Annotated in this window: 28 protein-coding genes; 12 read left to right on the top strand and 16 right to left on the bottom strand. The window is 50.1% G+C overall.

Annotation, left to right across the window (positions count from 1 at the left end):
- Nucleotides 1-114 precede the first annotated feature (114 nt).
- Nucleotides 115-1,131 (top strand): hypothetical protein, encoded by a 1,017-nt coding sequence (locus ACZ5FK_RS14865; protein WP_464805640.1) that lies wholly within the window; start codon nt 115-117, stop codon nt 1,129-1,131.
- 17 nt (nt 1,132-1,148) lie between these two features.
- Nucleotides 1,149-1,928, top strand: a complete 780-nt coding sequence (locus tag ACZ5FK_RS14860) for a helical backbone metal receptor (RefSeq protein ID WP_464805639.1) — start codon at nt 1,149-1,151, stop codon at nt 1,926-1,928.
- A 40-nt stretch (nt 1,929-1,968) separates the two neighbouring features.
- Here the strand turns inward: ACZ5FK_RS14860 and ACZ5FK_RS14855 are convergent, their stop codons facing one another.
- Entirely contained in the window at nt 1,969-2,361 is a 393-nt protein-coding gene (locus ACZ5FK_RS14855; protein ID WP_464805638.1) for a ferritin-like domain-containing protein, read from the bottom strand.
- A gap of 71 nt (nt 2,362-2,432) precedes the next feature.
- Between ACZ5FK_RS14855 and ACZ5FK_RS14850 the strand changes: the two genes are divergently transcribed.
- Nucleotides 2,433-2,636, top strand: coding sequence for a YheE family protein (locus ACZ5FK_RS14850; protein ID WP_464805637.1), 204 nt, complete (start codon nt 2,433-2,435; stop codon nt 2,634-2,636).
- A gap of 47 nt (nt 2,637-2,683) precedes the next feature.
- Entirely contained in the window at nt 2,684-2,833 is a 150-nt protein-coding gene (locus tag ACZ5FK_RS14845; RefSeq protein WP_464805636.1) for a hypothetical protein, read from the top strand.
- Nucleotides 2,834-2,974: 141 nt separating this feature from the next.
- Here the strand turns inward: ACZ5FK_RS14845 and ACZ5FK_RS14840 are convergent, their stop codons facing one another.
- The 4 genes from ACZ5FK_RS14840 to ACZ5FK_RS14825 all read right to left on the bottom strand — a co-directional run bounded on the left by ACZ5FK_RS14840 (nt 2,975) and on the right by ACZ5FK_RS14825 (nt 8,240).
- Entirely contained in the window at nt 2,975-4,228 is a 1,254-nt protein-coding gene (locus ACZ5FK_RS14840) for an MFS transporter (RefSeq protein ID WP_464805635.1), read from the bottom strand.
- A 153-nt stretch (nt 4,229-4,381) separates the two neighbouring features.
- Nucleotides 4,382-6,133, bottom strand: coding sequence for an ABC transporter ATP-binding protein (locus ACZ5FK_RS14835; protein ID WP_464805634.1), 1,752 nt, complete (start codon nt 6,131-6,133; stop codon nt 4,382-4,384).
- A gap of 1 nt (nt 6,134) precedes the next feature.
- Complete coding sequence (locus tag ACZ5FK_RS14830; RefSeq protein ID WP_464805633.1) at nt 6,135-7,874, bottom strand: ABC transporter ATP-binding protein; 1,740 nt, start codon at nt 7,872-7,874, stop codon at nt 6,135-6,137.
- Nucleotides 7,875-7,997: 123 nt separating this feature from the next.
- The gene (locus ACZ5FK_RS14825) at nt 7,998-8,240 is read right to left on the bottom strand and encodes a hypothetical protein (RefSeq protein WP_464805632.1); all 243 of its coding nucleotides are present in this window, start codon (nt 8,238-8,240) and stop codon (nt 7,998-8,000) included.
- 444 nt (nt 8,241-8,684) lie between these two features.
- Here ACZ5FK_RS14825 and ACZ5FK_RS14820 point away from each other — a divergent pair, with 444 nt between their 5' ends.
- Nucleotides 8,685-10,007, top strand: coding sequence for a hemolysin family protein (locus tag ACZ5FK_RS14820; RefSeq protein ID WP_464805631.1), 1,323 nt, complete (start codon nt 8,685-8,687; stop codon nt 10,005-10,007).
- A 56-nt stretch (nt 10,008-10,063) separates the two neighbouring features.
- On the opposite strand, the gene ACZ5FK_RS14815 is transcribed toward ACZ5FK_RS14820, so the two are convergent.
- Nucleotides 10,064-11,608, bottom strand: coding sequence for a GNAT family N-acetyltransferase (locus ACZ5FK_RS14815; RefSeq protein ID WP_464805630.1), 1,545 nt, complete (start codon nt 11,606-11,608; stop codon nt 10,064-10,066).
- A gap of 128 nt (nt 11,609-11,736) precedes the next feature.
- On the opposite strand from ACZ5FK_RS14815, the gene ACZ5FK_RS14810 reads away from it, so the two are divergent.
- Genes ACZ5FK_RS14810 through ACZ5FK_RS14800 form a run of 3 tightly spaced genes read left to right on the top strand, consistent with a single transcriptional unit; the run spans nt 11,737 to nt 13,501 of the window.
- Entirely contained in the window at nt 11,737-12,162 is a 426-nt protein-coding gene (locus tag ACZ5FK_RS14810) for a disulfide oxidoreductase (RefSeq protein WP_464805629.1), read from the top strand.
- A gap of 2 nt (nt 12,163-12,164) precedes the next feature.
- Nucleotides 12,165-12,653, top strand: a complete 489-nt coding sequence (locus tag ACZ5FK_RS14805) for a thioredoxin family protein (protein ID WP_464805628.1) — start codon at nt 12,165-12,167, stop codon at nt 12,651-12,653.
- Nucleotides 12,650-13,501, top strand: a complete 852-nt coding sequence (locus tag ACZ5FK_RS14800; protein WP_464805627.1) for an RluA family pseudouridine synthase — start codon at nt 12,650-12,652, stop codon at nt 13,499-13,501. The genes ACZ5FK_RS14805 and ACZ5FK_RS14800 overlap by 4 nt, the downstream gene beginning before the upstream one ends.
- 37 nt (nt 13,502-13,538) lie before the next feature.
- Here the strand turns inward: ACZ5FK_RS14800 and ACZ5FK_RS14795 are convergent, their stop codons facing one another.
- Together ACZ5FK_RS14795 and ACZ5FK_RS14790 are read right to left on the bottom strand one after the other, a co-directional pair.
- Complete coding sequence (locus ACZ5FK_RS14795; RefSeq protein ID WP_464805626.1) at nt 13,539-14,483, bottom strand: methyl-accepting chemotaxis protein; 945 nt, start codon at nt 14,481-14,483, stop codon at nt 13,539-13,541.
- An 88-nt stretch (nt 14,484-14,571) separates the two neighbouring features.
- Nucleotides 14,572-15,402, bottom strand: coding sequence for an aldo/keto reductase (locus ACZ5FK_RS14790; protein ID WP_464805625.1), 831 nt, complete (start codon nt 15,400-15,402; stop codon nt 14,572-14,574).
- A gap of 142 nt (nt 15,403-15,544) precedes the next feature.
- On the opposite strand from ACZ5FK_RS14790, the gene ACZ5FK_RS14785 reads away from it, so the two are divergent.
- Nucleotides 15,545-16,843 carry an NCS2 family permease gene (locus ACZ5FK_RS14785; RefSeq protein ID WP_464805624.1) on the top strand — a complete coding sequence of 433 codons (1,299 nt, stop codon included), beginning with the start codon at nt 15,545-15,547 and terminating at the stop codon, nt 16,841-16,843.
- A gap of 251 nt (nt 16,844-17,094) precedes the next feature.
- On the opposite strand, the gene trmL is transcribed toward ACZ5FK_RS14785, so the two are convergent.
- On the bottom strand, nt 17,095-17,580 hold the full coding sequence (gene trmL, locus ACZ5FK_RS14780; protein WP_464805623.1) for a tRNA (uridine(34)/cytosine(34)/5-carboxymethylaminomethyluridine(34)-2'-O)-methyltransferase TrmL: 486 nt from the start codon (nt 17,578-17,580) through the stop codon (nt 17,095-17,097).
- Between the two features lie 3 nt (nt 17,581-17,583).
- Complete coding sequence (queG, locus tag ACZ5FK_RS14775; protein WP_464805622.1) at nt 17,584-18,723, bottom strand: tRNA epoxyqueuosine(34) reductase QueG; 1,140 nt, start codon at nt 18,721-18,723, stop codon at nt 17,584-17,586.
- Between the two features lie 52 nt (nt 18,724-18,775).
- Between queG and ACZ5FK_RS14770 the strand changes: the two genes are divergently transcribed.
- Nucleotides 18,776-19,465, top strand: coding sequence for a B3/B4 domain-containing protein (locus ACZ5FK_RS14770; RefSeq protein ID WP_464805621.1), 690 nt, complete (start codon nt 18,776-18,778; stop codon nt 19,463-19,465).
- A gap of 287 nt (nt 19,466-19,752) precedes the next feature.
- Here the strand turns inward: ACZ5FK_RS14770 and ACZ5FK_RS14765 are convergent, their stop codons facing one another.
- On the bottom strand, nt 19,753-20,550 hold the full coding sequence (locus tag ACZ5FK_RS14765) for a helix-turn-helix domain-containing protein (protein WP_464805620.1): 798 nt from the start codon (nt 20,548-20,550) through the stop codon (nt 19,753-19,755).
- Nucleotides 20,551-20,595: 45 nt separating this feature from the next.
- Nucleotides 20,596-20,973 carry a hypothetical protein gene (locus ACZ5FK_RS14760; RefSeq protein ID WP_464805619.1) on the bottom strand — a complete coding sequence of 126 codons (378 nt, stop codon included), beginning with the start codon at nt 20,971-20,973 and terminating at the stop codon, nt 20,596-20,598.
- A gap of 154 nt (nt 20,974-21,127) precedes the next feature.
- Here ACZ5FK_RS14760 and ACZ5FK_RS14755 point away from each other — a divergent pair, with 154 nt between their 5' ends.
- Both ACZ5FK_RS14755 and ACZ5FK_RS14750 read left to right on the top strand, forming a co-directional pair.
- Nucleotides 21,128-21,337: a helix-turn-helix domain-containing protein gene (locus ACZ5FK_RS14755; protein WP_464805618.1), complete on the top strand. Its 210-nt coding sequence runs from the start codon at nt 21,128-21,130 to the stop codon at nt 21,335-21,337.
- Nucleotides 21,338-21,434: 97 nt separating this feature from the next.
- Nucleotides 21,435-22,079, top strand: a complete 645-nt coding sequence (locus ACZ5FK_RS14750) for a hypothetical protein (protein WP_464805617.1) — start codon at nt 21,435-21,437, stop codon at nt 22,077-22,079.
- Nucleotides 22,080-22,151: 72 nt separating this feature from the next.
- Here ACZ5FK_RS14750 and ACZ5FK_RS14745 read toward each other — a convergent pair whose 3' ends face one another.
- The 4 genes from ACZ5FK_RS14745 to ACZ5FK_RS14730 form a co-directional block, all read right to left on the bottom strand.
- Entirely contained in the window at nt 22,152-22,886 is a 735-nt protein-coding gene (locus ACZ5FK_RS14745) for a peptidoglycan recognition protein family protein (RefSeq protein WP_464805616.1), read from the bottom strand.
- The gene (locus ACZ5FK_RS14740) at nt 22,886-23,134 is read right to left on the bottom strand and encodes a phage holin (RefSeq protein ID WP_464805615.1); all 249 of its coding nucleotides are present in this window, start codon (nt 23,132-23,134) and stop codon (nt 22,886-22,888) included. The genes ACZ5FK_RS14745 and ACZ5FK_RS14740 overlap by 1 nt, the downstream gene beginning before the upstream one ends.
- 1 nt (nt 23,135) lies before the next feature.
- A complete protein-coding gene (locus ACZ5FK_RS14735) occupies nt 23,136-23,537 on the bottom strand; it encodes a hypothetical protein (protein ID WP_464805614.1) in 402 nt (133 codons plus the stop codon).
- A gap of 343 nt (nt 23,538-23,880) precedes the next feature.
- Nucleotides 23,881-24,183: a hypothetical protein gene (locus tag ACZ5FK_RS14730; RefSeq protein WP_464805613.1), complete on the bottom strand. Its 303-nt coding sequence runs from the start codon at nt 24,181-24,183 to the stop codon at nt 23,881-23,883.
- Nucleotides 24,184-24,222: the final 39 nt, after the last annotated feature.

Genomic DNA, 24,222 nt, shown 5'->3' with positions numbered 1-24,222 from the left:
CACCCGGGTGACAGTTTCACGAATTGTTGGTAAACTGGTATGTATTGAATCTACCATAAGTTTCGGCTTCGCACCAATGAAGGTTCCTATTATATGAAGAGGAGTTGGCATGCATTGATTGATTTCAGAGCAGAGGAAGAGTTTTTCACATTCCATGATCCGATGCAGGACGGCAAGCTGATCGACCGCAAGACGGAAGTGCGGTTCGATCCGCTCACCGGCGCATCGTCCCGGATCATTTTCGACCCTGGCGCCCCTTTCGTCCCCGCTGATTTTTCCATGGAGGCGGAGCAGACTGCCGGTGCAAAATGCCCGTTCTGCCCGGAAAATATTTTCACATCGACGCCGCGCTTCCCCGACGAACTTGTCGAAGGCGGGCGGTTCATCCACGGGGAAGCGGTCGTTTTTCCGAACCTATTTCCATACAGCAAGCATAATGCGGTCGTCCGGATGACCGAACAGCATTATGTGACACTCCCGGAGTTCACAGCACAGACGATCAGCGAAGCATTCCGGGCAGCCCATCAGTATCTCGCGGAAGTGGCGGAATTAAATCCGCAGACCGCATATGCATCCATCAATTGGAACTATCTGCCGCCGTCTGGAGGAAGCATTTTGCATCCTCACCTGCATGCCCTGGCATCCGAGCATCCGACGAACTATCAGGCAATCGTCTCTACAGCATGCGGGGCATACTACGGCAGCAACGGAGCGGATTATTTCACAGAGCTCGCAGAACAAGAGCGCGAAAGAGGAGACAGATGGATTGCCTCAGCAGGATCGATCGACTGGCTGCATGCATTCGCGCCGCTGAGCCATATGGATTTTCTCGGCGTCTTTAAGGCCAGTTCCCTTGCGGAGCTCACGGATGATGATTATGATCATCTCGCGGCAAGCCTCGTAAGACTTTTCGCGTTCCTGAAGGAGAACGGCATATCGAGCTTCAACGCGGCGCTGTTCATCCCGCTTACAAGAGGGGAAGGCCAGCGCGTCCATTTCCGGCTCGTCCCGCGCATGACAATCGGCATGCTTGGCACAAGTGACATGAATGTCTTCAATTTCATGCATGCGGAGCCGCTGTCGCTGAAAGCGCCGGAATCGGTCGCCTTGAGAGCGAGACGCCATTTTTAAAGCAAGGAGTGTGCGACATGAAAAAAGAAGTGATGGACCGGCTCGGCCGGAAAGTGGCCTACGAGTATCCCCCTAAACGGATCATCTCGCTCTGCCCCGGGATCACCGACACATTATTCGCGCTCGGCCTTTCCGAGCGCATTGTCGGAAGGACCCGTTTCTGCATCCATCCGGCAGGCAGCGTAAAACAGGTGCCTGCCGTGGCGGGCACGAAGGACCTGAAGCTGGAAGCGATCATCCAGGCGAAGCCTGATCTGATCATCCTCGAAAAAGAGGAGAACACGAAAGAGATGGCGGATACCCTTTCCGAACATTTCCCCGTGAATGTGGCGGAAGTGCAGTCCATTCAGGAGGGACTCGGAATGATTACCGACATGGGAGAGCTGACAGACCGCAAGCAGGAAGCCGAAACGCTCGTCAACGACATACGGGATGGATGGGACGAGTTGCGGGATATCAGCAGCGGACGCGCCGCTTATGTCATCTGGAAAAAGCCGTATATGGCGGCAGGCCGCGATACATATATCACAGACGTGCTGCGGCATCTCGGACTCGGCAACCCGTTCGCCCTGAAAGAGGGACGGTATCCCGTGATCACGGAAGAGGACTTCGAAGAAGCGGGACTCGATCTGATTTTGCTTGCATCCGAACCGTATCCGTTTAAAGAAAAGCAGAAAATACAATTCACCGAGATGTTCCCCGGCATCGATATCAAGCTCATCGACGGGGAGATGTTCTGGTACGGGCCTCGCATGCTCGAGGCCATCCCGTATTTCAAGGCGTTCTTCGGCAAATGACGGAAAGGCCATGGACCGGATTCCGATCGATGGCCTTTCCTCATTTCGTTCCATTGTAAATGGCGGACATCCGGATCGCATGCTCCACTTCGTCATGCATGGCAATGAAAATCGGGTTGTATGCCTGCTGGAATGGAACTTGCAGAAGCATCAGCTTGTAATGCTCCACCGCATCCAGTTCGTCCACAAGCGCCCGCTTTGCACATTCCTTCAAGTCATAGCAGGCGACAGGTTTCCGCGGATTTGGCACGAATGTCCCGGTCATCATATAATGGAGCTGTTGCATCATTTCATAATGGCTCTGCTCATCCTCGTACGCGTGCTGGATGAAATCGCGCCATAGCTGGTCCTTCGTCTGTTCGTACATTAATTTATAAAAATGGTACGACCGGTATTCATCCTCGATGGCCTGCTTCAACTGACTAATAAACACGGCAGCATCCTTTCGCATCATTTCTTCAGTTTATGCGGCTGAATTCTGCCATATGAGAGGAGAGATTTTAGATGCTGCAGCATTTCAAATACGCACCGATGTATGAAGGCGGCGTTCTGCCGGGCTGGACGTTTTCATTCTTCCATAAACAGGAGCGCTACACAGGCGACTATATGCCGGACGGAAACATCGTCTGGACCGGAAACACCCCGCCAGACGAGGAAAACATCAAAAAAATGATCCACGAACTCATGACGTTTCATGTCTATGAATGAAGGGAAGATTTCCACATATACTACGTTTTGACGAGGAGGCGTTTTATATGGATAAAGAGAAATCCACCGAAGAGCTGTTGAAAGAAAAAGAACAGCTGAAAATCCAAGACCAAAAGACTGAAAATGTCTTCGAAGACAAAAGCCGTGTGCCTGAAGAGCAAAATGCCTGGAAGGAAACACAGCGGAAACAGATCTAGTGGATGGAAAAGGCTGCCCGATGAGGCAGCCTTTTTTATGCCAGGTGATCCGGCCCTGTGCCATTTCCCCCACTTCATCCAAACAAAAAACCGGCCATCTCGCCAGTCGAGATGGCGTCTTGACCGGCTTATGCAATGACATCACTCTTCCGCCAGCTTCCGCCGGCCGAAGATGAAGAAATAATAGACTGATGAAACGACATACAGCACCGCCGTGATCGTAAACGCATAGGCATAGCCCCAGTACGTCCCCTGCGACACGACGAGCCCAGTGGCAATCGGCCCCATCGTCGCCCAACCTAGATTGAACACCATCTGGTTCATCGAGTTCGCCAGCCCCTTGTATTTATCCGAAACGACTTCCATCGCAACCGCACTTTGAATCGGATTCCCGGCGTTCATCAGCGCTTGGCGCAGAAGGAAGCCGAGGGAGGCCAAGTATAGCGATGTCGTATATGCCGTCAACAATAAGAACGGGATCGACAGCATCTGGAACAGGATCAGCGCTTTCACTTTGCCGACCTTCCTAGCAAGCCACGGCCCGATCATCGCAGCGACCGCGGTCATGGCGGAACCGAGCGACAGGACGAACCCGATATAGGAGTTGCTGGCGTCAAACCGGTTGGCGAAATACAGATTCAAATACGGCACGACGAGACCCGAGCCGAACCCGATGAGCAGGCTCGCAAGGGAGAAATGGAAGATCGCGACAAGATTCCGTTTCAGGCTGTCCTGTCCCTTTAGCTCCCCATGCACGACGGTCTCCGTCTGCCTCTCCTGTTTCGATGCCTCCCGAAGCTGGAACAGCGGGATGAGCCCTGCCGTGAAGATGGCCGCCCCTGCGAGCAGGGACCAGCGGATCGCTACCGTCGTCTCCAAGTGGAACACGGAGCTGAGCGTATCGGCGATCACGCCGCCGAACAAGCTGCCCAGAACATTGGCAATCGTAATGAACGCAAAATTGACACTGAACAGGTGTACCCGCTCCGAGGGGGACGAATTCTCCGCGAGGAACGGGATGCCTGACACTTGCACGAACGCCATGAAAAGCCCCGTCAGCAATGCGGCGATGACAATCGGCGATTCAGCGGAGACCATTCCCCGGAAAAACAGGGTGAACGCCGTCATGACCGCCCCGCCGATGATGAGCCATTTGCGTCCGAGCTTATCGCTCAGAAACCCCGCCGGCACAAACATGATGGCAGATGCAAGAGCCGTCATCGAAATCACTTTTCCGTTAACCGTCTCCGGCATGCCCAGCTCTTTGATATACAGATTATACATAACCATGAAAACGCCCATCCCTATTTGGAGGAGCACATTGCCCAGCATGAAAAAACGGACATTCCGGTTGAATGACATGAAGCTCCGTTTCCATCCTCTAATCCAATTCATGTTCCACTTCCAACTTTCCGTCAAACTATTTCGATACTCTAAATATACGTGTTTCCGAATAGTTTAGCAAGACGTAATTTGAGTGTTTTTGGAAATTGAGAGACTTGCACAAAGAAAAGGAGACCCGGCCTTATGCCAGGTCTCCCCTCTTCATCAGATCGCTTTAGCTCCATTGCCCGCTTGCAGTTTGTACATTTGTGCATATTGCCCGCCAAGCGAAAGCAGCTCGTCATGCGTACCTTGCTCGACAATTTCGCCCCGGTCCAGCACAAGGATCCGGTCGGCGTTTTTGATCGTCGACAAACGGTGGGCGATGATGAATGTCGTCCGCCCTTTTTTCAGTACATCCATCGCATGCTGGATGATCTCTTCGGTCTCCGTGTCGATGTTCGACGTCGCTTCATCCAGTATGAGGATCGCCGGGTCGAACGCAAGGGCGCGTGCGAATGAAATGAGCTGGCGCTGTCCTGATGACAGTGTGCTGCCCTTTTCGACAACGGGCTCGTCGATACCGCCCGGCAAATGTCTCAATACACGCTCGCCGCCAACCGCGTCAAGCGCTTCCTGGACCTTTTCCCGGGAAATTCTCGGATCGTTCAAACTGATGTTCGACTCGACCGTTCCGCTGAATAGGTATGGATCCTGCAAGACGATGCCCATATGGTCACGGATCGTCTGCCTTGGCGATTCGACAATGTCCATTCCGTCAATCGTGATCCGCCCTTTCGATGGATCATAGAAACGGAACAACAGGTTCATGATGGAGCTCTTCCCTGATCCCGTATGGCCGACAAGCGCCACCGTCTCGCCCTGTTTCGCTTCGAATGAGATGTCTTTCAGTACATACTCCTCATCTTTATACGCGAACCAAACATCTTCGAACCGGACATTTCCCCGGTACCGGTCGATCTTGTCATCGCTGACCGCTTCTCCTGTGCGGTCCATCAGTTCAAACACACGGTCTGCGGCAACAAGCGACTGCTCGAGACGAGCGAACTGGTTAACGATCCCGTTGATCGGGTTGAAAAGCCGCGTGATATAGTCAACGAACGCGTAAAGCAGACCCGCAGAAGCAATTGCGCCGCCTGTCAGCATGGCGCCTCCGAAATACCAGATCAGGAAGACGAATGCCAGGGAGCGGAGTGTATCCACGAGATTATAAGAGGTCGCCGATTCCACTTTCAGCAACTTGCTCTGATAACCGAAGTGCGATTCGTTCACGTCATTGAACTCGCCGTCGATCTGTTTTTCCCGGCGGAACGCCTGGATGATCGTCATCCCATTGATCGATTCGTTGATCATGGCGTTCATTTCACTGTTTTTGCTGCGGATGATATGGTTGACCCGTGCCGCGAACTTCCGGTAGGCCTTCATCCAAATATAAAGGATCGGGAGCACGAGAAGGGCAACTGTCGCAAATTTTGCGTCAAGCGCAAAAAGGGCGATGAAGATCCCAAGCATATACATGCCGCTGATTGCGAACTGGGAGATGACCGTCACATATAAGTTCCGGACCGCTTCCGTATCATTCGTAATCCGCGCAACGACTTTCCCTGCAGGTAAGTTGTCAAAATAGCGAATGGGGAGCGTCTGGACATGCCGGTACAGCTCATTCCGCATTTTTTGGACGATACGGTTCGCCGCCTGCTGCAGCATCAGATATTGGAAGTAGCGCAATACCGCTGTCACGACTGCCAGGCCGAAAAAGATGGCGAGCAGGACGAAAATCGGACTGAAGTCGATCGTCCCTGACGCGGAAGGCGCGATATGGTCATCGATGATCTTCTTCGCGATGATCGGGCCCATCAGATCCGCTCCGACGGCCATCGCCAGGAGGATCATTCCTGGAATAAGGATTTTTTTATAATCAAGCGCATAGCGTACAAGCCGTTTTCCTGTACCCATTTTATTCAACCTCCCCAATCTGCTGGCGGTCGAATTGCTCTTTGTACCATCCGTTCATCGCAAGCAAGTCTTCATGTGTTCCTTCTTCCACGACACGTCCATCGTCAAGGACGATGATCCAGTCCGCATGTTCAATCGCGGACAGGCGGTGTGTTGTAATGATCGTCGTTTTGTCAGCCCGTTCCGACCGGATATTCTCGATGATCTTCGCTTCCGTCTTCGCGTCGACCGCGGACAAGGAATCATCGAGGATCAGAATTTCCGGGTTTTTCACAATGGCCCGGGCGATGGAAATCCGCTGTTTCTGCCCGCCCGATAGCGCGACGCCCTTCTCGCCGACAAGCGTCTCCAAACCGCCAGGCAGCATTTCGAGATCTTTTTCGAAGTGGGACAGCCGAATGGCTTCTGCGATATCCGCATCTGTCGCTTCAGGCCGTCCGAACAAGATATTTTCCCGGACAGAGCGCGAGAACAGGACGTGATCCTGCGGCACATAGCCGATCCAGTCGCGCACTTGGTCTTTTGTAAGTGACTGCATCCCGATTTCAGAGAATGCGATTTCCCCTTCGCCGACCGGATATTCGCGAAGCAGCTGCTTGACGAACGTCGTCTTGCCGCTCCCCGTCTTGCCGACGATGCCGAGAGTCTGCCCTCTCTTCAAGCCGAGGTCGATCCGCTCCAGGTTTTTTACGCTGGACATCGGATACTGAAAGCTGACTTCCTTGAATCCGATGCTGTCCGGACGCTCGACGGACTTCCGATCCGCAGGGTCTTTCACGTCCTCCTCATAGCTGAGAGTCTCCATGACCCGGTCAAGGGAAGCATTGCCCCGCTGAAGGACGTTGATCAGTTCTCCGATTGCGAACATCGGCCACGTGATCATGCCGAGATAGACGTTGAAAGTAACCAGATTTCCAAGTGAAATATCGCCTGTCGACACGAGATAGGCGCCGAAGCCGAGTCCGATGACATACGTCAATCCCGTCAACACTTTGGAGAACGGCATGAACAGCGCATCAATCTTCTCGACATGCATGTTCTTCTTATACACATCTTCCGTCATATCCGCGAACTTCTGCTCAGAAGCGCGTTCCTGCACATATGCCCGGACAACGCGGACGCCCGCCACCGCTTCAAGGACATCGTCGTTCAAATCGCCGAATGCCTGCTGCGCCGTCATGTAGCGCTCATGGATCCGTTTCCCGAGCACTTGTAAAATGAATGCGAGAATCGGCAGCGGCAAAATCGCCGCGAGCGTCAATTTCCACGAAATCGCAAATCCCATCATGATAATGAGCATCCCAAGATACGCCGTCGAATCGACAAGCGTCATGATTCCGAAGCCTGCAGTTTCTGAAATGGCCCTTAGGTCATTCGTCGAACGCGCCATCAGATCCCCGGTCTTGTTCTTTTCATAGAACGTCGGCGTCATCTTCAGGAAATGGCGCATCAGCCGCGTCCTGAGCTGCTTCTCAATGACATACGCACCGCCGAACAACTGATACTGCCAGATGAAGTTCCCGGCATACGATAGCACGGTGACAATCAGCAGCGCGCCGATGAACAGCCAAAGCATCCGGCTCGTCAGCGACTCAGTATGGATCGCATCGATCGCCTGACCGATAATCCACGGCGGCAAAATGACGAGGACGTTCGCCAACAGCATAAGCGTCAGCGCCACAATATACCGTTTCTTATTTTCTTTGAAAAACCAGCCTAACTTGAATAAAACTGAAAACATTGCCTATCAACCTCTTCCCCGTTCGTACTACTAACCAGTTTCTAAAGATTCCTTCTCTAATAGTTTCCTTTGCTGTTTGATGAAAATCATCATCAGCACTCCTTTCCCGCGTTCTTATTTATGCTACGCATGAGGCATGCGGTAACACCTGAAAAAAGACAAAAAAGCACACGCCTCCTGCTTAAGCGTGTGCTTCATAAAGGAATGGCGCTGAGCCGCATGCAGGCTGACATGAAAAATCAGCAGGCACGGCGGCACGGAATATGGATTTGCATAAGACGAATTGTTATCACTTTTTCCATTTTCCGCACCTCCCTCACTATTTCGATTTTCGAATATTTCTACCTTACCATTGCCTTTTTCCATTTGTCAATACAACTTGGTGAAATTGTTTTACAGACAGTGCAGCGGGTACATACTATATAAGCACATGAAATCAGGCTGGTCATGCATAAGACAGGCCTGTTCCGATTATACTGTTATCAATACATCTCAGCGGACGCTACTCCTCTTGCGGACGCCGAGACAGCCCCACGGCAAATGATCGTATACGCCAGGAGTGGATTCCACCGCTCCTGGCCTTTTTTTGGCTTCCTATCTTATGCTTGCCTTTCTTGACCTATGACAGATTGCCTCTCCTATTTTTTAAAACTCAAGCCGGAAATTCAAGCAAAACCATTTGTTTTTTTTCGGTCGATAAATTATCATTGATTGTAACTACCCATTTTATCCTTACAGGAGGTGTGCACTTTGTTCTACCCCTCATTCGGGTGCGGGACAAAGTAAACTTATTTGGACATTGCCATACGATTGGCAGCATTTGCTGCCTTGATCGCACTCACCGCGTTTTTTGTCGCGAGTGAATTTGCAATCGTGAAAGTACGGACCACACGCATCAACCAGCTCGTTGCGGAAGGCAGCCGCAAAGCGATCACCGCCAAACGCGTGATCGGCAATCTGGATGAATACTTATCCGCTTGCCAGCTAGGCATCACCATTACGGCTCTTGGACTCGGTATGCTAGGTGAGCCGACAGTCAAGCTGCTGCTGCAGCCGATCTTCACCCATTTCGATTTGACGTTGAGCGCGTCGACAATCCTGTCTTTCGCCATTGCGTTCACCATCGTGACATTCTTGCATGTCGTCGTCGGTGAGCTGGCCCCAAAAACGATTGCCATCCAGCGCGCCGAAGCGATCACATTATCAGTCGCACGGCCGCTTATCATATTCCATAACATCATGTACCCCGTCATCAAGGGAATGAACGGCTCCGCCCGTCTCATCGCCCGTCTTTTAGGGTTCAAGACGGTTTCCGAATCGGAAGTCGTCCATTCGGAAGATGAACTGCGGATGATCCTGTCCGACAGCCTTAAGGGCGGCGAAATCAACCAGTCCGAGTACAAATTCGTCAACAAGATCTTTGAATTCGACGACCGGGTCGCCCGCGAAATCATGGTGCCCCGGACCGAAATGATGACGATCGAGAAAGACATGACACTCCGCGAAATGTTTGAAATGCTCGGAGTGGAGCAATATACCCGCTATCCTGTAACGGATGGCGATAAAGACCATGTCATCGGTCTCGTCAACATGAAGAACCTGCTGACCGCCTATATCAAAGATCCGGACGCAGGCGATCAGCCTGTCATCGAACATATGCAGCCGGTCATCCGCGTCATCGAAACGATTGCGATCGGCGACCTCCTTCTGAAAATCCAGCGGGAACGGATCCATATGGCAATCCTCATGGATGAATACGGCGGAACATCCGGACTTGTGACGATCGAGGACATCCTCGAAGAAATCGTCGGAGAGATTCAAGATGAGTTCGACATGGATGAAGTGCCGGAAGTCCAGATGATCAACCAGGACCACTACATCCTGGATGCCAAGATGCTCATTGAGAACGTCAATGATGTCCTCGGCATCAAGATCGATGAAGAAGACATCGATACGATCGGCGGCTGGTTCATGTCAGAGCGGTTCGAAGCAGTCCCTGGCGAGAAGATTATCGAGCAAGGCTACGAATTTACTGTGAAAGACGTGGAGGGTCACCATATCCTCTATCTCGAAGCGGTGAAGAATGAGAGTGAAGAAGTGAACGGTTCAACCGATTTATCATACGAGTCATAAGAAACGGCGCCCCCCTTTACGGAGGCGCCGTTTTCATTTTCCAACCCGGTCGGTTATTAATCCCGCAAATACTCCACCTTATACACATCATGCCGCCGGTCCTTAAGCTGGCGCACCGTTCCGCTGATCCGCTGCCTCCGCAAGATCTCCAGGTCGACATCGCCGATCAGCACCATCTCGACGTTCGGATTCGTCTCCCCGACAATGCCGTCCCTCGCGAATTCATAATCGGAAGGGGCAAAGATGGCGGACTGTCCATATTGCACATCCATATTCTCGGTATGCGGCAAATTCCCGACCGTCCCTGAAATCACGGTGTAGATCTGATTTTCGACGGCGCGTGCCTGCGCGCAGTACCGTACGCGCAAATAGCCGTGGCGGTCGTCCGTGCAGAATGGCGTGAAGATGATCTTCGCCCCTTTGTCGACGGCGATTCGTGCAAGTTCCGGAAATTCGATGTCATAGCAGACCTGGATGGCGATCTTCCCGCAGTCCGTATCGAACACGCGGACAGAGTCCCCTTGGCTGATCCCCCACCATTTCCGCTCGTTCGGCGTGACGTGGATCTTGTACTGCTTCTCGATCGAGCCGTCCCGCCGGAACAGATAGGCGATATTGTAGATCTCCTCGTCCTCCTCTTCGACGAAGTGGGACCCGCCGATAATGTTGACGTTGTACCGCACCGCAAGATTTGTGAACATCTCGATATACTGCGGAGTAAACTCCGACAGCTTCCTGATCGCCCGGCTCGGAGACGGCTCGTCAAGGAACGACATGAGCTGGGTCGTGAAGATTTCCGGGAACACGACAAAATCGGAGCTCGCATCCGACGCGACATCCACAAAATACTCGCACTGGCCTGCAAGTTCCTCGAATGATGAAATTTCCCGCATCATGTACTGCACGGCGCAAATCCGGACTGGGAAGCTCGTCTTGAAATGCCGTTTCGTCGTCGCACGGTAGTTGACATTGTTCCATTCCATCAGCGTAGCGTATTTATTGGAAGCTTTATCATCCGGCAAGTATCCCGGGTTGATCCGCATAAGCGTGAAATCATTCAGCAGCTGGAATGTGAGAACCGGGTCGTAGATCTTATGCCGGCTGACCGATTCGACATATTCCCGCGGTGACATTTCCGCCGCATATTTATGGTAATTCGGGATGCGCCCCCCGATGATGATAGATTTCAGATTCCATTCCTCGGCAAGCTCTTTCCGGGCATCATACAGCCGCTGCCCGACTTTCATCCGCCTGTAATCAGGATGGACCATCACTTCGATCCCGTATAGATTGAAACCTTCAGGATTATGGTTCGTTATATAGCCCTCGTCCGATATATCATCCCATGTATGCCGGTCATCATATTCATCAAAATTGATGATCAGGCTCGAGCAGGATCCGATGATTTCGCCATCCAGTTCAGCAACGAACTGCCCTTCCGGAAAGATGTTCAGATGGCTCTCCAATTGGTCCCGTCTCCACGGATCCATCCCCGGGAAGCAAATCCCCTGTAGTTTTAAGATGCTGTCAATATCCCTTTTCTCCATTTGACGGATAATCATGCTGATCTCAAATGAAGACAAATCAAATTCTTCGCTCACTATTATCACCCTTTCCTCTCATGTTTACCCACTTAGCGACCATCTGATTCCCCGAAAGGTCGAACATTTTACATACAGCAGCCCTTCACTCTATAATCATAGTGATTCTATTTTTGGAGGTTGGCTGCATGGACAAACGACAGGAGAACGGTCTCCTGCTTATTTTTGCCGTCTCGCTCATTGCGATGCTCGGTTCTCTGTTCTATTCGGAAGTGCAGAAATTCATACCGTGCACTTTATGCTGGTACCAGCGGATACTTATGTATCCTATCGTCTTGATCACAGGGATTGCCATCTTTCAGAAGAATGCCCAAAGCGCTCTCACAACCGCCGCATTTTCCTTGATTGGTGCATGTATCTCCCTCTATCACTATGGGATTCAAAAACTATCGTTTCTGCGGGACAGCGCACCTGTTTGCGGCACTGGATCATGCACGGCGGAATACGTCAATTACCTGGGGTTCATCACCATTCCGTTCATGGCGTTAGTCGCATTCATTCTGATCTTCATCACCAGCCTCATCATAATGAAACAACCAAAAGGAGAAAACTGAATATGAAAAAGCTATTGCTATTCGGCGGCGTCATCGTCGTTCTTTTCATTGCCATCATCTTCATGACAAACAAGGCCGACGAGACAAAACTGAAAGATAACCCATACGGAAAAGACGATCTGCAGAAATCGACAATCGGACTGATCGGCAATGAGAATTACAGCAATATCGTGCAGCCCGATGAATTGATGGAGAAGATCAAGACCGGCGAACCGGTCACTGCCTACTTCTTCTCACCAGAATGTCCATACTGCATGAAAATGACACCGATCATGATGCCGATCGCCAAGGAAAAAGGCATCCATGTATACCAATATAACATGCTCGAGTTCGATAAAGAGGCCGCGCCATACGGCATCACGGCTTGGCCAGCTCTGATCCAGTACGAGGACGGTAAGGAAGTCGGCAGGATCGTCGGCTTGCCGGAAGGCGACGAAGAAGACGTTGAACAGGCCATCAAAGACTTCTTTAAGGAGCATGCAGGCAAATGAGAGGCGCAAGCTTTCAGTACAAAGTCGAAGAGCCGGGCCTGACAGTCGAGGCGCTGCTGCGTGAACGATGGGCAGCCGGAAAGAAAACCGTACACCAGCTGAGGATGGATAAAGGAGTCCTGCTGGAGGACGGAACCCCTGTCCTGGATTGGAAGGAACCTCTGGAAGCCGGAACGGTGCTGACCCTCCAGTTTCCAGGCGTCTGCTCCTCCTATACGGCAACAGAGCATGCGGATATACAGATCCTGTTTGAGGATGAACACCTGATCGCCGCCGTGAAGCCTGCGGGCATGGCGACACATCCGGATCGAGAGGGCGGGACCGGCACGTTCATGAATGAAGTGATGGGCTGGGTCTCCCGAAACGGGGGCTGCTATGCGGAGCATATCCAGCGGCTCGACAAAGGGACGAGTGGACTGATCCTCGTCGCCAAGCATCCGATTGCCAAGGCCCTCCTGGACCGGGCGCTCGAGCGCAATGAAATCAGCCGCACCTATATTGCCGAGGTGGACGGCATCGTCAAGCGTCCGCGAGGAACTCTATCGTTCGCGATTGGCCGGGACAGGCACCATGCGACCAGGCGCCGCGTCTCCCCTTCCGGCCAGCCCGCCGTCACCCACTATCAGGTGATGGAGAAGAAGCAGGATTCCACGATTGTGGAAGCGAGACTGGATACGGGCAGGACCCATCAGATCCGGGTTCACTTCTCCCATATCGGACATCCTGTAAAAGGGGACACGGTATACGGCGGCACCCTCACGGACGACGGCGAGTATCGCCTGACTGCCGTTGCAGTATCGTTTATCCATCCTTTTACCGGAGAGCAGATGAATGTAGCAATGAAGTAAAAAAGAGCCGGGGACGAGTTCCCGGCTCTTTCATTATTTATGGCTGAAGCGCCAGCTGGCGGATCCCATTCTCAAGGCGCATATCGACTTCTTTCGCATCCTCGATATGCTCCATGATCAAAGCATGCGCTTCCGCAAACAGCGTTTTTGCTTCTTGAAGCTCACGCGTCACTTCATCCGCAAGTGCTTTCTGGTCCTCGATCTTCGACTGGACAGACGTGATATCGGACTTGCTTTCCTCTACAGTTGTCAGGATCCTCTCGATCTTCTCCTCTGTCTTCAGGCTTGCCGCGATTCCCTTCTCGACGAGTTCGGCGCTTTTGCGTGTCGCCGTAAGTGCCTGCTCGATCTCTTCCCGCAGCGCGTTCGTCAGTGTCTGGATATTTGCAGTACTGTCCGATGTGCTTTCCGCAAGCTTCCGGACCTCCTGTGCGACGACTGCGAATCCTTTTCCGGACTCACCCGCACGTGCAGCTTCTATCGACGCATTCAGCGCAAGCAGATTCGTCTGTGCGGCAATGTCTTCAATGACACCTACAATCGACTGGATTTCAACGGAGCGCTCGCTCAAATTCGACATATTCTTCTCAGAAGACTGGATCTGTGAGCCCAGCTCTTTGATGACGCCTGCAGTACCGTGAACAGCCTTTGTCCCTTCCTCTGCTTCAGTCACCATCGTTTTTGCATTATCCGCAAGGGAACGGCCCTTCTCGTAAAGATCTTCCGAGTTTTGATACGTGCGTTCACTGAGCGTTCCGACGTTCTCGAACTTGATCTCAATCTGATGAACTGCACTGCCGAGCACGTCATGCTGCCCGTTCACTTTCTCATGCTGCGAGACGGCGGCATGCAATTCCTCTTTCAGTTCGTGCAGCCGCACTGTCTCCATTTCCTCTTTCAACTTCTGCTCGGTCTTAAATTGTTCCAGTTCCGCAAGATGCGTATTGGTTTCTGCCGCCGCAGCCCTTCTGCTTCTGAACATCCCAATTCCCTCCGGTTCTCTTTTCTTTGCCTTTATCCCTTATATCGGAATTTTATGAGCAAAGTCACAGAGACTTAAGAACTAATTATTACGAATCATATTTCTCTGGATTTGTCCCTGTCCGTTCGTTCCGGTTCAATTCACCGATGCGGTCCATCTCCTCTTCGGAGAGAGTGAAATCCGCCACACTGCCATTCTCAAGGATTCTCTCCGGCTTCACTGATTTCGGGATGACGACGAGCCCGTTTTGGATATGCCACCGGACAATCACCTGCGCCGGTGTTTTCCCGTGCGCCTCCGAGGCCTCCCGAAGTACAGGATCATCCAGGAAGCGGCCTCTTGCAAGCGGAGACCAAGATGTCACCTGGATGTCATGCTGCCTGCAAAACGAGCGCAATGGCTCCTGTGAAAGCCATGGATGCAGTTCCACCTGGTTGACCATCGGACGCACCTCCGCCACTTTAAACAGCTCATTCAAATGGTGCTCATGGTGATTGGAAACGCCCGGCACTCGGATCAGTTTCTCTTCATACAGCCGTTCGATCGCCCGGTATGTATCGATATAGCTCCCCGCAACCGGCCAGTGGGTCAAATAGAGATCCAGCTGATCAAGACCCAGTTTTTTCAGCGACGTTTCAAATGCCCGTAACGTGGCATCATATCCTTGATCGTCATTCCATACCTTTGATGTGATGAACAGCTGATCCCGCGGAATGGCTGAATGCCGGATCGCTTCCCCTGTCACTTCCTCATTTCCATAGATCGCTGCTGTGTCGATGGCCCGGTAACCGGCGCCGAGTGCGTACGTGATCGCATTGAACGTCTCTTCCGGTTCCGTCATCTTATAGACGCCGAGCCCAAGCTGCGGCATGGCGACTCCGTTTTTGAGCGTCACCTGGCCGTTATACATCTCATTCATCCTAATCCCTCCAGTCGTTTTGTGAATTGATTGTACTATATAATCGATCTGTTGAAAATGCAGCCGCCTCTTGCATTCTGTGATAAAAACGAATATTATTAAGTAGTTGTTTATAAACGTTCGTGATTTGGAGGGTATTGCTTTGTTTCATCTCAAAAAGAATGATACGACTATAAAGACGGAAGTCCTTGCCGGCATGACGACCTTTTTGACAATGGTCTATATCGTCATCGTCAACCCGATCATCTTGTCGGATGCAGGTGTCCCGTTTGACCAAGTATTCCTGGCGACTATCATTGCGACTGTCATCGGCACCCTGTGGATGGCGCTCGCTGCCAATTATCCGATTGTCATTGCACCGGGCATGGGCCTTAACGCGTATTTCGCATCTGTCGTCATCGCATCTGACGGCACTCTCGATTATATGACCGCTTTTTCTGCCGTCTTCGTAGCAGGACTGCTGTTCGTCATCTTATCTTTGACATCGTTCCGTGAAAAACTGATTGAATCCATTCCCGAAAATCTCAAGCATGGCATCACAGCAGGCATCGGCTTATTCATCGCATTCCTGGGGCTGCGGCTCTCCGGCCTGGTCGTTTCCCATGAATCCACCTTAGTGAAACTGGGCGACCTGACATCTCCGCCTGTCTTGCTTACAATATTCGGGCTGCTGATCACAATTGTGCTCATGACGCTGAATGTCTATGGCGCCATATTCATCGGCATGATCGTAACGGGGATCACTGCTTTCTTTACGGGCCAGCTGAAATTCAGCGGTGTGCTGAAAGTGCCCCATCTCCCTGACGGAATCATTGTCTGGAACCCCGTGCAGGCAGTGGGAGACATCATTTCACATGGATTATACGGCGTGGTCTTCGCTTTCCTGATTGTCACCCTGTTTGATACGACTGGCACGATGATCGGCGTAGCGAAACAAGCTGGCCTGATGAAAGGCAAATCGCTTCCCCGGGCAAGGCAGGCACTGCTCGCCGACTCCCTCGCCGCAACAGCCGGTGCCATGGTCGGCACAAGCCCTACGACAGCATATGTGGAATCGTCTTCAGGCGTCGCTGTCGGAGGCCGCACAGGACTCACTTCATTAACGGTGGCCATCCTCTTTATCGGCGCAGCCTTTTTCAGCCCGGTCGTAGGAGCGCTATCAGGCGTTTCCGCCATTACCGCGCCAGCACTCATCATCGTCGGCAGCCTGATGATCGGCGTCGTGAAACAAATCGATTGGGATTCCTTTGACGAAGCATTCCCCGCGTTCCTGGTCATTCTGACGATGCCTTTGACATCCAGCATCGCGACAGGCATCGCACTTGGTTTCATCACATATCCACTGCTCAAGATCGTAAAAGGCAAGTGGCGGGAAATCCCGATGCTCTTGTATCTGTTTGCAGTGTTGTTCGCTTACCAGCTGCTATTTCTGCCCCACTAAGCGGCGTTTGTCCCTTTCTTGTAACAATTGCCGTCGACACGGATTTCATTTTGCTTCCGTTTACGGTATACTAGAACAAGGACTCAGACTAAACAGGAGGTATATCCAATGAAACTTCTCCTAATCATGGCTGTCAGCTTTGCTTTCCTATCGGCGATCCTTACAGGCGGATACGAAGACAAGCCAGGCAAAGTGAAAAAATGATAGCATAGAAAAACGGGACAGCCTCTATTTGATGGCTGTCCCGTTTTTTATTCCTGCAAGCGATGCAGCCCTGGATAATCTTGCTGACGAAGCGCTTCATATACAAGGATTGCTGCGGTATTCGACAAGTTCAGTGAACGGATATTGCCGTTCATCGGAATGCGCAGGCAATTTTCTTCATGGCGCGTGATCACTTCATCCGGCAATCCGGTCGTCTCTTTGCCGAACACGAAAAAGATATCCTTCCCGCGATCCGAGAAATCGAAGTCGGAATACGTCCGCTTCCCGAATTTCGTAATCAAGTAGAACTCCGCACCCGGATAGGCTGCAAAAAATTCTTCAATCCCATCATGGTACGTAATATCAACATGCTCCCAATAATCAAGGCCGGCCCGCTTCAGCATCTTATCGTCCGTCGAAAAACCAAGCGGCTTGATGAGATGCAGCTTCGCCCCCGTACCTGCGCATGTCCTTGCGATATTTCCCGTGTTCGCCGGGATGAGAGGTTCAAACAAAGCAACATGTATTGCCATCTGTCACACTTCCTTACAATTGGTCTCTAGTGCTTTCGCAAGTTCCTGCAGCACATAATCATCCGTCTCTTGTTTCAATGCATCTTCCAGGGCACGCCTGCCTTCTTCCGTGATCATTTCACCAAGCGCCCATGCAGCCGTCCCGCGGATCATCGGCCGAGGGTCACCCACCAGCAAGTTGGCCAAGAGCGGAATCGCAGTAACCTCTTTAAAGTGAGCGAGTGCAATGACCGCATTCCGCTGAATCGGATTTTTCCCGCGCCACGAGCCGGACATATGCCCATAGGTCTCTTTGAACTCACGGTTTGTAAGTGTAAGCATCGGGGCGAGCAACGGTTTTGCCAGCTCCGGTTCCGGCTGAAACGCTTCCTGGATCATATTGTACTTCCCTTTATTTTTCGGGCAGACCGTCTGGCATGTATCACATCCATAGATCCGGTTCCCGATTTTCGTCTTAAATTCATCAGGAAGCGGCTTTTTCGTCTGTGTCAGGAAAGCGATGCAGCGCTGGGCATTCAGCTGGCCGCCTTGGATCAGCGCTCCTGTTGGACAGGCATCGAGACATAACGTACAATCACCGCATTGATCTTCCATCGGGGCATCCGGTGCAAACGGGATATTTGTGATCATTTCACCAAGGTAAACATAGGAACCGAACTCCGGCGTAATGATCGAGCAGTTTTTTGCGGACCAGCCAATGCCAGCCCGTTCGGCAACCGCGCGATCTGAAAGTTCGCCAGTATCCACCATCGATTTGCAACGTGCATCCGGTACCCGTTCGGCGATGAATAGTTCGAGCAAACGCAGCTTCTCACGCAGCACTGTATGATAATCCATCCCCCAAGAGGCACGGCAAAAGAGGCCTCGCCGTTCGCCTTTCTTCCCCTTTGGCGCACCCTCCATTTTGGATGGATAGGCAACCGCAATCGAGATGATGCTCTCAGCATTCTCCAGCAGCAATGCCGGCTCCGTCCTCTTCTCCACATCACTCTCTTCAAAGCCGGACTGATAGCCGAGCTCCTGCTGCCGTTTCAACCGGTTTTTGAGTTCACGGAAAGGGGCGGCTGTCGTAAAGCCGATTTTATCGACGCCAATCTGCGATGCATATTCACGTAGTTCTTCCTGCAACTGAGCGACTTTCATACCGGATCGCCTCCCTTATGGTAAGATGGACAAAAAGACTAGGGGGATATCATTGCTAGTAAAAATGGATCCACAACTGTTCCACGTAATGCCTGATCTTAAAATCGGCCTTATCCATTATACCAAAATAACGGTCTCCGAATCGCCCCAAATGCTGAAAGGCCGACTCCAATTATTCCAAGAGCAGCTCTTCTTTGAATTGGAGGAGAGACCCCTTGACGAGATTTCCGGCATCCGGGAGTGGCGCCGCGTCTGGAAAGCATTCGGGGCCGATCCAAATCGATACCGGCCGTCCCAGGAGGCGCTGTACCGGCGCATCCGGAAGCAGAACTACATGCCATCGTATCACAGTGCGGTAGACCTGAACACATTCTTCTCATTGCAATATGCAATTCCAGCCGGTATCTATGATGAAGGGACACTAGTCGGGGACGTGACACTGACAATAGGCGGCGAACAGGATGGGTACGAAGGCTTGAACGGCCGGTTTAACAGCATGCGCCAGATGCTATTGCTGAAAGATGACTACAGCCCGTTCGGCAGCCCATTCGTGGATTCCTTGCGGACCGCGGTCACGGAGGAGACAACGGACGCCTTGCAGGTCTTATTCCTCCAGCCATCGCTCAGCGAAGAACAAGCACGGAAACTGACAGCAGCATGTGCGCAGATGTTCACATCCGTGAACGGCGGGGAGGCAGCGGTTGACGTGTTATCAAAGGAACAGCCCACCCTGGAAATGTAAATCCGCAAGAACGCCCTTTCCCTGCGGCTGCCGAGGAGAGAAGGGCGTTCTTCTGCTGGGTGCCTGTTCCCAGAAAGACGGGGTGGCATGGAGGGATATGATCAAAAAGAGGGCAAAAGAAAAAGCACAACCGAAGTTGCGCTTTTGATGGATACCCGAGGCCGGTTTATTTATGGCCCTGTAAATACAATTGTATCAATACTTCAGACGTGTCTTGTGTAAAATTTGTGTAAAATAATCAGGTGTGTAAAATTATTTTAGGGAGCCTTCGTGCTCTCTTTTTTCATTCACCACAACAACCAGTTTGGCGCCTTATAATTCTGCTGACGATAAATTTGCGCAGTCGTCTCTTGTGCTGCAGTAAACAACACAGCAAATATATTCCGTACTTTGCCACGCTTGTACGCATTGATAACCGACAACACAGTATCCGTAAACAGTTCCTCATTTCCCTCGAACATGATTGATTTATCGATGTTTTCCTTGCCGCGTATAAGCGCTCCATAGGCCTGGTAGAGGTCGTCCAAGTCAAAGTACGGGGATAGCAAGTCATAGATATATGACGGCATCTTATCCCGCAGTCCGCGCTTTAGATCCGCCTTTACTTCTTCTGCATCCTTGACTACTTCTTTATCCACAGAATCTGCATTTCTAGTATCTAATGTATTATTTGATTTTGAATTAAGAGTATCGGAAAGAGCTTCTTTGGTGTGACATTCCGGTGTGACATCTTCTCTTTTCGTGGCAACAAACACGATTGCATTGCTGGATTGGCGCTTATCTCCATTGTGTCGTAATAACTCATGCTGTTTGATAATGCCTAACGATTCAAGCGCATTGCAAGCACGTATAACCGTCCTACGTGTTACCCCTACCATTTCCGCTATCTTGGATTTGGACAGATAGCAAACACCTGGATACTTGCATGAATAACGATGCAGCACGTCCAGCACCACAATTGTGGATGGCGTGAGTTGATCGCTGTATTGAGCACGAATAGCAATCGTGTTTTCGTTGAGATCGTCCAAACTGCTGAACGGCTGCAGAGACATATATGTAGTTTCTGTGTTTAGCAATGTGGACATAGCGATCATCTCACTTTCATTCCTGGTTATTTAGTAGAAGGAATTTCAAAAATGTTTCATATTAGCCACTTCGACTTCTGTCAATAATTTGTGATAACGCATTATGCGTGCCAGTCTCCGTGAATACTTATGGGCATCAGTAATAGTGTCTAGCTGCCTGCCCTTTCGGCTGATGTACAGTTGTCGCTGATGTAGTGCTTCCACACTTGTTGATCTAATGGCATTATGTTTCGCCCATGTTTTGTCTACCCACACCCTTGCACCGCACTGGCAACACCCATAAAGATATTCATTGTAGGATTCGTCTGCGTTGCTTAATTCCACGACGTTTTTCTCGCCCGTAAATTTAGCAAGTGACAATTCATATCCGTGTGGATGGCAGCCAGGGCAGATTTCATTGATGAATCGACTTGGTTTGAACATGGTGTCTCCTCCGCTTCATGTTAATTTATCAACATATCGACATGTCGTTATAAGCATATTAATACTTATATACCGATATGTCAATATTTATTTCCTATATAGCGATATGATGATATAATGAATAATAATAAACAAACTAAGGATGGTGGATAGTTTGGAAATACGGATAAAATTGAAAGAAGTATTGAATCAACGGGGTATGTCTCAAAAGGAATTAGCGAAAAAGACAGGATTGAGGGCAAACGCAATAAGCGAAATGGTAAACAACCAACGATCTACTATTAATAGAGAACATGCCGCATTAGTAGCTAAGGTGTTGAATATTACCGACATGAATGATCTATTTACTATAGACGACAGATGACTATTTACTAGTTATCTGTTTTTTATTGTGATTACGTATAGCCAAATTCGATTAGTTATCGTACTATGGAACTATCATTGAATAGGGGGAGCGTATTATGGGAAAGGTAAAAAAACCGTTTTATAAACGTTGGTGGGTTGTCGTACTGGCAGCATTCTTTATTTTAGGGGGGATTGGTGCTGCACTGGATAAGGGAGAAGAAAAGGCAAAAGAAGAACCCGACAAGGTAGAAACTTCTGCACCTGCTAAAGAAACTAAACCGGACACCGAAGAGAAAAAAGAAGCTGTTACTGATGACTCAGAGAAAGATTACTATATTAATGAAGTACTACCTTCTATAAATGCAGCAGTAGAAGAATACGACAATATATGGTCTGCCCTATGGACACCCACGTTCACTGGATTTAGCGATGGAACGGTAGATGCGTATTCCGCTTACGAGAGCATAAAACAATTAGAAATCAAGTACACAGCCTTAATGAAACAAATTGACCAGATTGATGGTAAGAAACTAAGCAAAGAAAATTTGAAGCTACTCAAAGAATTCAAGGCAGAGTTTAAAGATGCTGCCTTGATGAGAAAGTCCAGTGGAGATAAAGCGATGAAGATGATCGATAAAGGTACATTCTCACCTTCCGACATGGATGATGTTCTGTCCACTGTTGAAATCTCTGATCGTTCTGCTTTGCGGGCAATGGTTAGTAAAATTGAAATTGAGTCCGATTTAGGTATAACAGAGTAAATATAAAGGCGCCCCAATCCATAACGGACGGGGCGCCTTTTACAGTCATCTATCTGATGTGTGGATATCGTATCACTTTGCCAACCGGTTGTCGACTGTCACCTTGAGCGCGATCGCGTCATCGAGTGACAGCTTTCCAGCTCGGAAATCCTTGAGCCATTTGTCGGACAGGTGTCCGGCTTTGACTGACTGCTGCAGAAACGCTTCATATTCGCTTCTGAGTGTGCCGCTGCTTGGTTCGAACATTCGAACTCCCCCTTTCTCAACATGCTCTTGTGTGGATGCAACAGGGTTCTTGAGTGCTGCTAACCTTGCGGCAATCCGTTGCTTCACTTCATTCGCTCGATCCTCGTCCAAAATGCGATGCGGGCAGTTCTTCCGATAACCGTCTTTCGGTCTCGGCCAGTCATGGTGCCATTTTACGCGCTCCACTCCCCAGCCGTACTGGTGTAACACATGCGCGACATACTCAATCGCATTGGCTTCCGCCTGCTGATAGCGTTCTCCTCCTGATTTGGAGTAGCAGATTTCAACTCCGATTGATTTGCGATTACCCGGACCGCTGCCGCCGTCCCCGGAATGCCAAGCATTACGGTTAAACGGGATAGCCTGTACTGCATGTTTGTCATCCACAGCGACATGGTAGGATGTGGCCTCCTTGTTACGTTTCATGTAGGCGATTTCGTTGAGCGCTGTCGCGTCGTTGGCGGTGTTGTGGATGGTGATATACTGCGGGCTCATACCATGTGGCGCTTTTAGTGGATAGAGCGATTTGTCAATATAGTCGTTGATGATTGCGTAGGCCATTATTTCAGCCCCCTTCGCTTCAATTCCCTTTCCTGGCGTTGGGCACGATCCGTCACAATGTATGAGTTTTTCCATACACCGTAAATCAATAAAGCGAATGGCACGAACGCAACAAGTACTGCAACAAACGCATCGATGCTCTCCATGGTGAACCACTCAAACGAGACATTTAGTGTGCCAAAAAATAAAAGGATGGCCGACAGCCACCCTCCCAAAAGCGCAATATATTGCTTTAATTTATCATCCATATTACTGTCCTCCCATTCTCTCTAAAAAGTGTTGTACAATTAAATATCCGATTCCACCCGCCGCGGTTAGGCCGGCAAGTACTTTTAAAAAGACGTTTGTCCAAGTGTTAATTCGATGCATGCGCCATTCGTGCTCCTGCTTGTCATTTGTTGCTTGGTAAGCCATTGCACCCTCCACAATAGAAAACATCCTGTCACCCTGTTCCTTGGATACAGATTGCATTTCCCGGCTCTCCTTCATGACTGTTACTTGCAGATCCGCTTGCGATATCTTAATTTCCTCGACTTGTCGGCTGAAGTCTAGCTGTGCTTTCTCTACTTTTTCAAGCCTGGGCAAGATGTCTTGGTGAATTATCTCTTCATGTTTGTTGAGCATACCTTGCTCCTCCTCTTGTTGTGTCATCCCTGACCCCCTCCCTTTCTCTTCATACAAAAATAAAGAGAACGCCCCCGATGGACGTCCTCTGAATTTTATGTTATCTAGTTATAACCGTGCTCTTGGCTCTGTTCAGTTCTTTTATCGAAATCATTTTTACATCTTCGAGATTAAATTTGTAAAACGACTTATCTCGACCTCGGAAGCTAACTATGACTGATTGACCGAAATCTTTTTTTGATTCCTCTGCTTCTCGCTCATCTGTTATTCTTTCAACTACTATATTATCTGAAATATGATATTTAACTAGATACTTGTTACTCACAGAACATCCGCCTTTCTATTTAATAGTATTGGACGTTCTTAACTGTCAATCTAGCATTTCGTGCAATGCTTTCAAGTTAGCTTGCAAATTTGAAATACTACTTTGATACTTTTTAATCTCAGGAGCCAGTGCGAACCTATCCGAGGTCATTAACTTGATATCTTCTACATTCAATATACGAGGAGTGCCTTCTAACTTCTCGTCCAGAGCTTCTAATACAGCAAGCCTATCAGTCATATACTCAAATTTTCGTTTGATTTCAGCCAGCTTTTCCTCATATTCATCAATTAGAGTTTGGCAAATTTTAATTTCTTGTAAAATCGCTTCTCTTTTTAATGTGAGTTCCATGTTATCACCTCCTCTACCTACCAATATTCGACAGGAAGA

This window comes from Sporosarcina sp. GTC18466 (assembly GCF_055389225.1).
Note: the sequence above shows the minus strand (reverse complement) of the source record. Positions and strands in the feature narration are given on the sequence as shown.

What these genes read in the sequence shown, in the direction of transcription:
- trmL (WP_464805623.1), bottom strand. Translation starts at nt 17,580, where the DNA reads ATGGCAATACATGTTGCTTTGTTTGAACCTCTCATCCCGGCGAACACG.
- ACZ5FK_RS14810 (WP_464805629.1), top strand. Translation starts at nt 11,737, where the DNA reads ATGGACAAACGACAGGAGAACGGTCTCCTGCTTATTTTTGCCGTCTCG.
- ACZ5FK_RS14750 (WP_464805617.1), top strand. Translation starts at nt 21,435, where the DNA reads ATGGGAAAGGTAAAAAAACCGTTTTATAAACGTTGGTGGGTTGTCGTA.
- ACZ5FK_RS14745 (WP_464805616.1), bottom strand. Translation starts at nt 22,886, where the DNA reads ATGGCCTACGCAATCATCAACGACTATATTGACAAATCGCTCTATCCA.
- ACZ5FK_RS14790 (WP_464805625.1), bottom strand. Translation starts at nt 15,402, where the DNA reads ATGAATGAGATGTATAACGGCCAGGTGACGCTCAAAAACGGAGTCGCC.
- queG (WP_464805622.1), bottom strand. Translation starts at nt 18,723, where the DNA reads ATGAAAGTCGCTCAGTTGCAGGAAGAACTACGTGAATATGCATCGCAG.
- ACZ5FK_RS14845 (WP_464805636.1), top strand. Translation starts at nt 2,684, where the DNA reads ATGGATAAAGAGAAATCCACCGAAGAGCTGTTGAAAGAAAAAGAACAG.
- ACZ5FK_RS14830 (WP_464805633.1), bottom strand. Translation starts at nt 7,874, where the DNA reads ATGTTTTCAGTTTTATTCAAGTTAGGCTGGTTTTTCAAAGAAAATAAG.
- ACZ5FK_RS14840 (WP_464805635.1), bottom strand. Translation starts at nt 4,228, where the DNA reads ATGAATTGGATTAGAGGATGGAAACGGAGCTTCATGTCATTCAACCGG.
- ACZ5FK_RS14765 (WP_464805620.1), bottom strand. Translation starts at nt 20,550, where the DNA reads ATGTCCACATTGCTAAACACAGAAACTACATATATGTCTCTGCAGCCG.
- ACZ5FK_RS14795 (WP_464805626.1), bottom strand. Translation starts at nt 14,483, where the DNA reads ATGTTCAGAAGCAGAAGGGCTGCGGCGGCAGAAACCAATACGCATCTT.
- ACZ5FK_RS14735 (WP_464805614.1), bottom strand. Translation starts at nt 23,537, where the DNA reads ATGACACAACAAGAGGAGGAGCAAGGTATGCTCAACAAACATGAAGAG.
- ACZ5FK_RS14730 (WP_464805613.1), bottom strand. Translation starts at nt 24,183, where the DNA reads ATGGAACTCACATTAAAAAGAGAAGCGATTTTACAAGAAATTAAAATT.
- ACZ5FK_RS14825 (WP_464805632.1), bottom strand. Translation starts at nt 8,240, where the DNA reads ATGGAAAAAGGCAATGGTAAGGTAGAAATATTCGAAAATCGAAATAGT.
- ACZ5FK_RS14835 (WP_464805634.1), bottom strand. Translation starts at nt 6,133, where the DNA reads ATGGGTACAGGAAAACGGCTTGTACGCTATGCGCTTGATTATAAAAAA.
- ACZ5FK_RS14800 (WP_464805627.1), top strand. Translation starts at nt 12,650, where the DNA reads ATGAGAGGCGCAAGCTTTCAGTACAAAGTCGAAGAGCCGGGCCTGACA.
- ACZ5FK_RS14860 (WP_464805639.1), top strand. Translation starts at nt 1,149, where the DNA reads ATGAAAAAAGAAGTGATGGACCGGCTCGGCCGGAAAGTGGCCTACGAG.
- ACZ5FK_RS14850 (WP_464805637.1), top strand. Translation starts at nt 2,433, where the DNA reads ATGCTGCAGCATTTCAAATACGCACCGATGTATGAAGGCGGCGTTCTG.
- ACZ5FK_RS14740 (WP_464805615.1), bottom strand. Translation starts at nt 23,134, where the DNA reads ATGGATGATAAATTAAAGCAATATATTGCGCTTTTGGGAGGGTGGCTG.
- ACZ5FK_RS14805 (WP_464805628.1), top strand. Translation starts at nt 12,165, where the DNA reads ATGAAAAAGCTATTGCTATTCGGCGGCGTCATCGTCGTTCTTTTCATT.
- ACZ5FK_RS14760 (WP_464805619.1), bottom strand. Translation starts at nt 20,973, where the DNA reads ATGTTCAAACCAAGTCGATTCATCAATGAAATCTGCCCTGGCTGCCAT.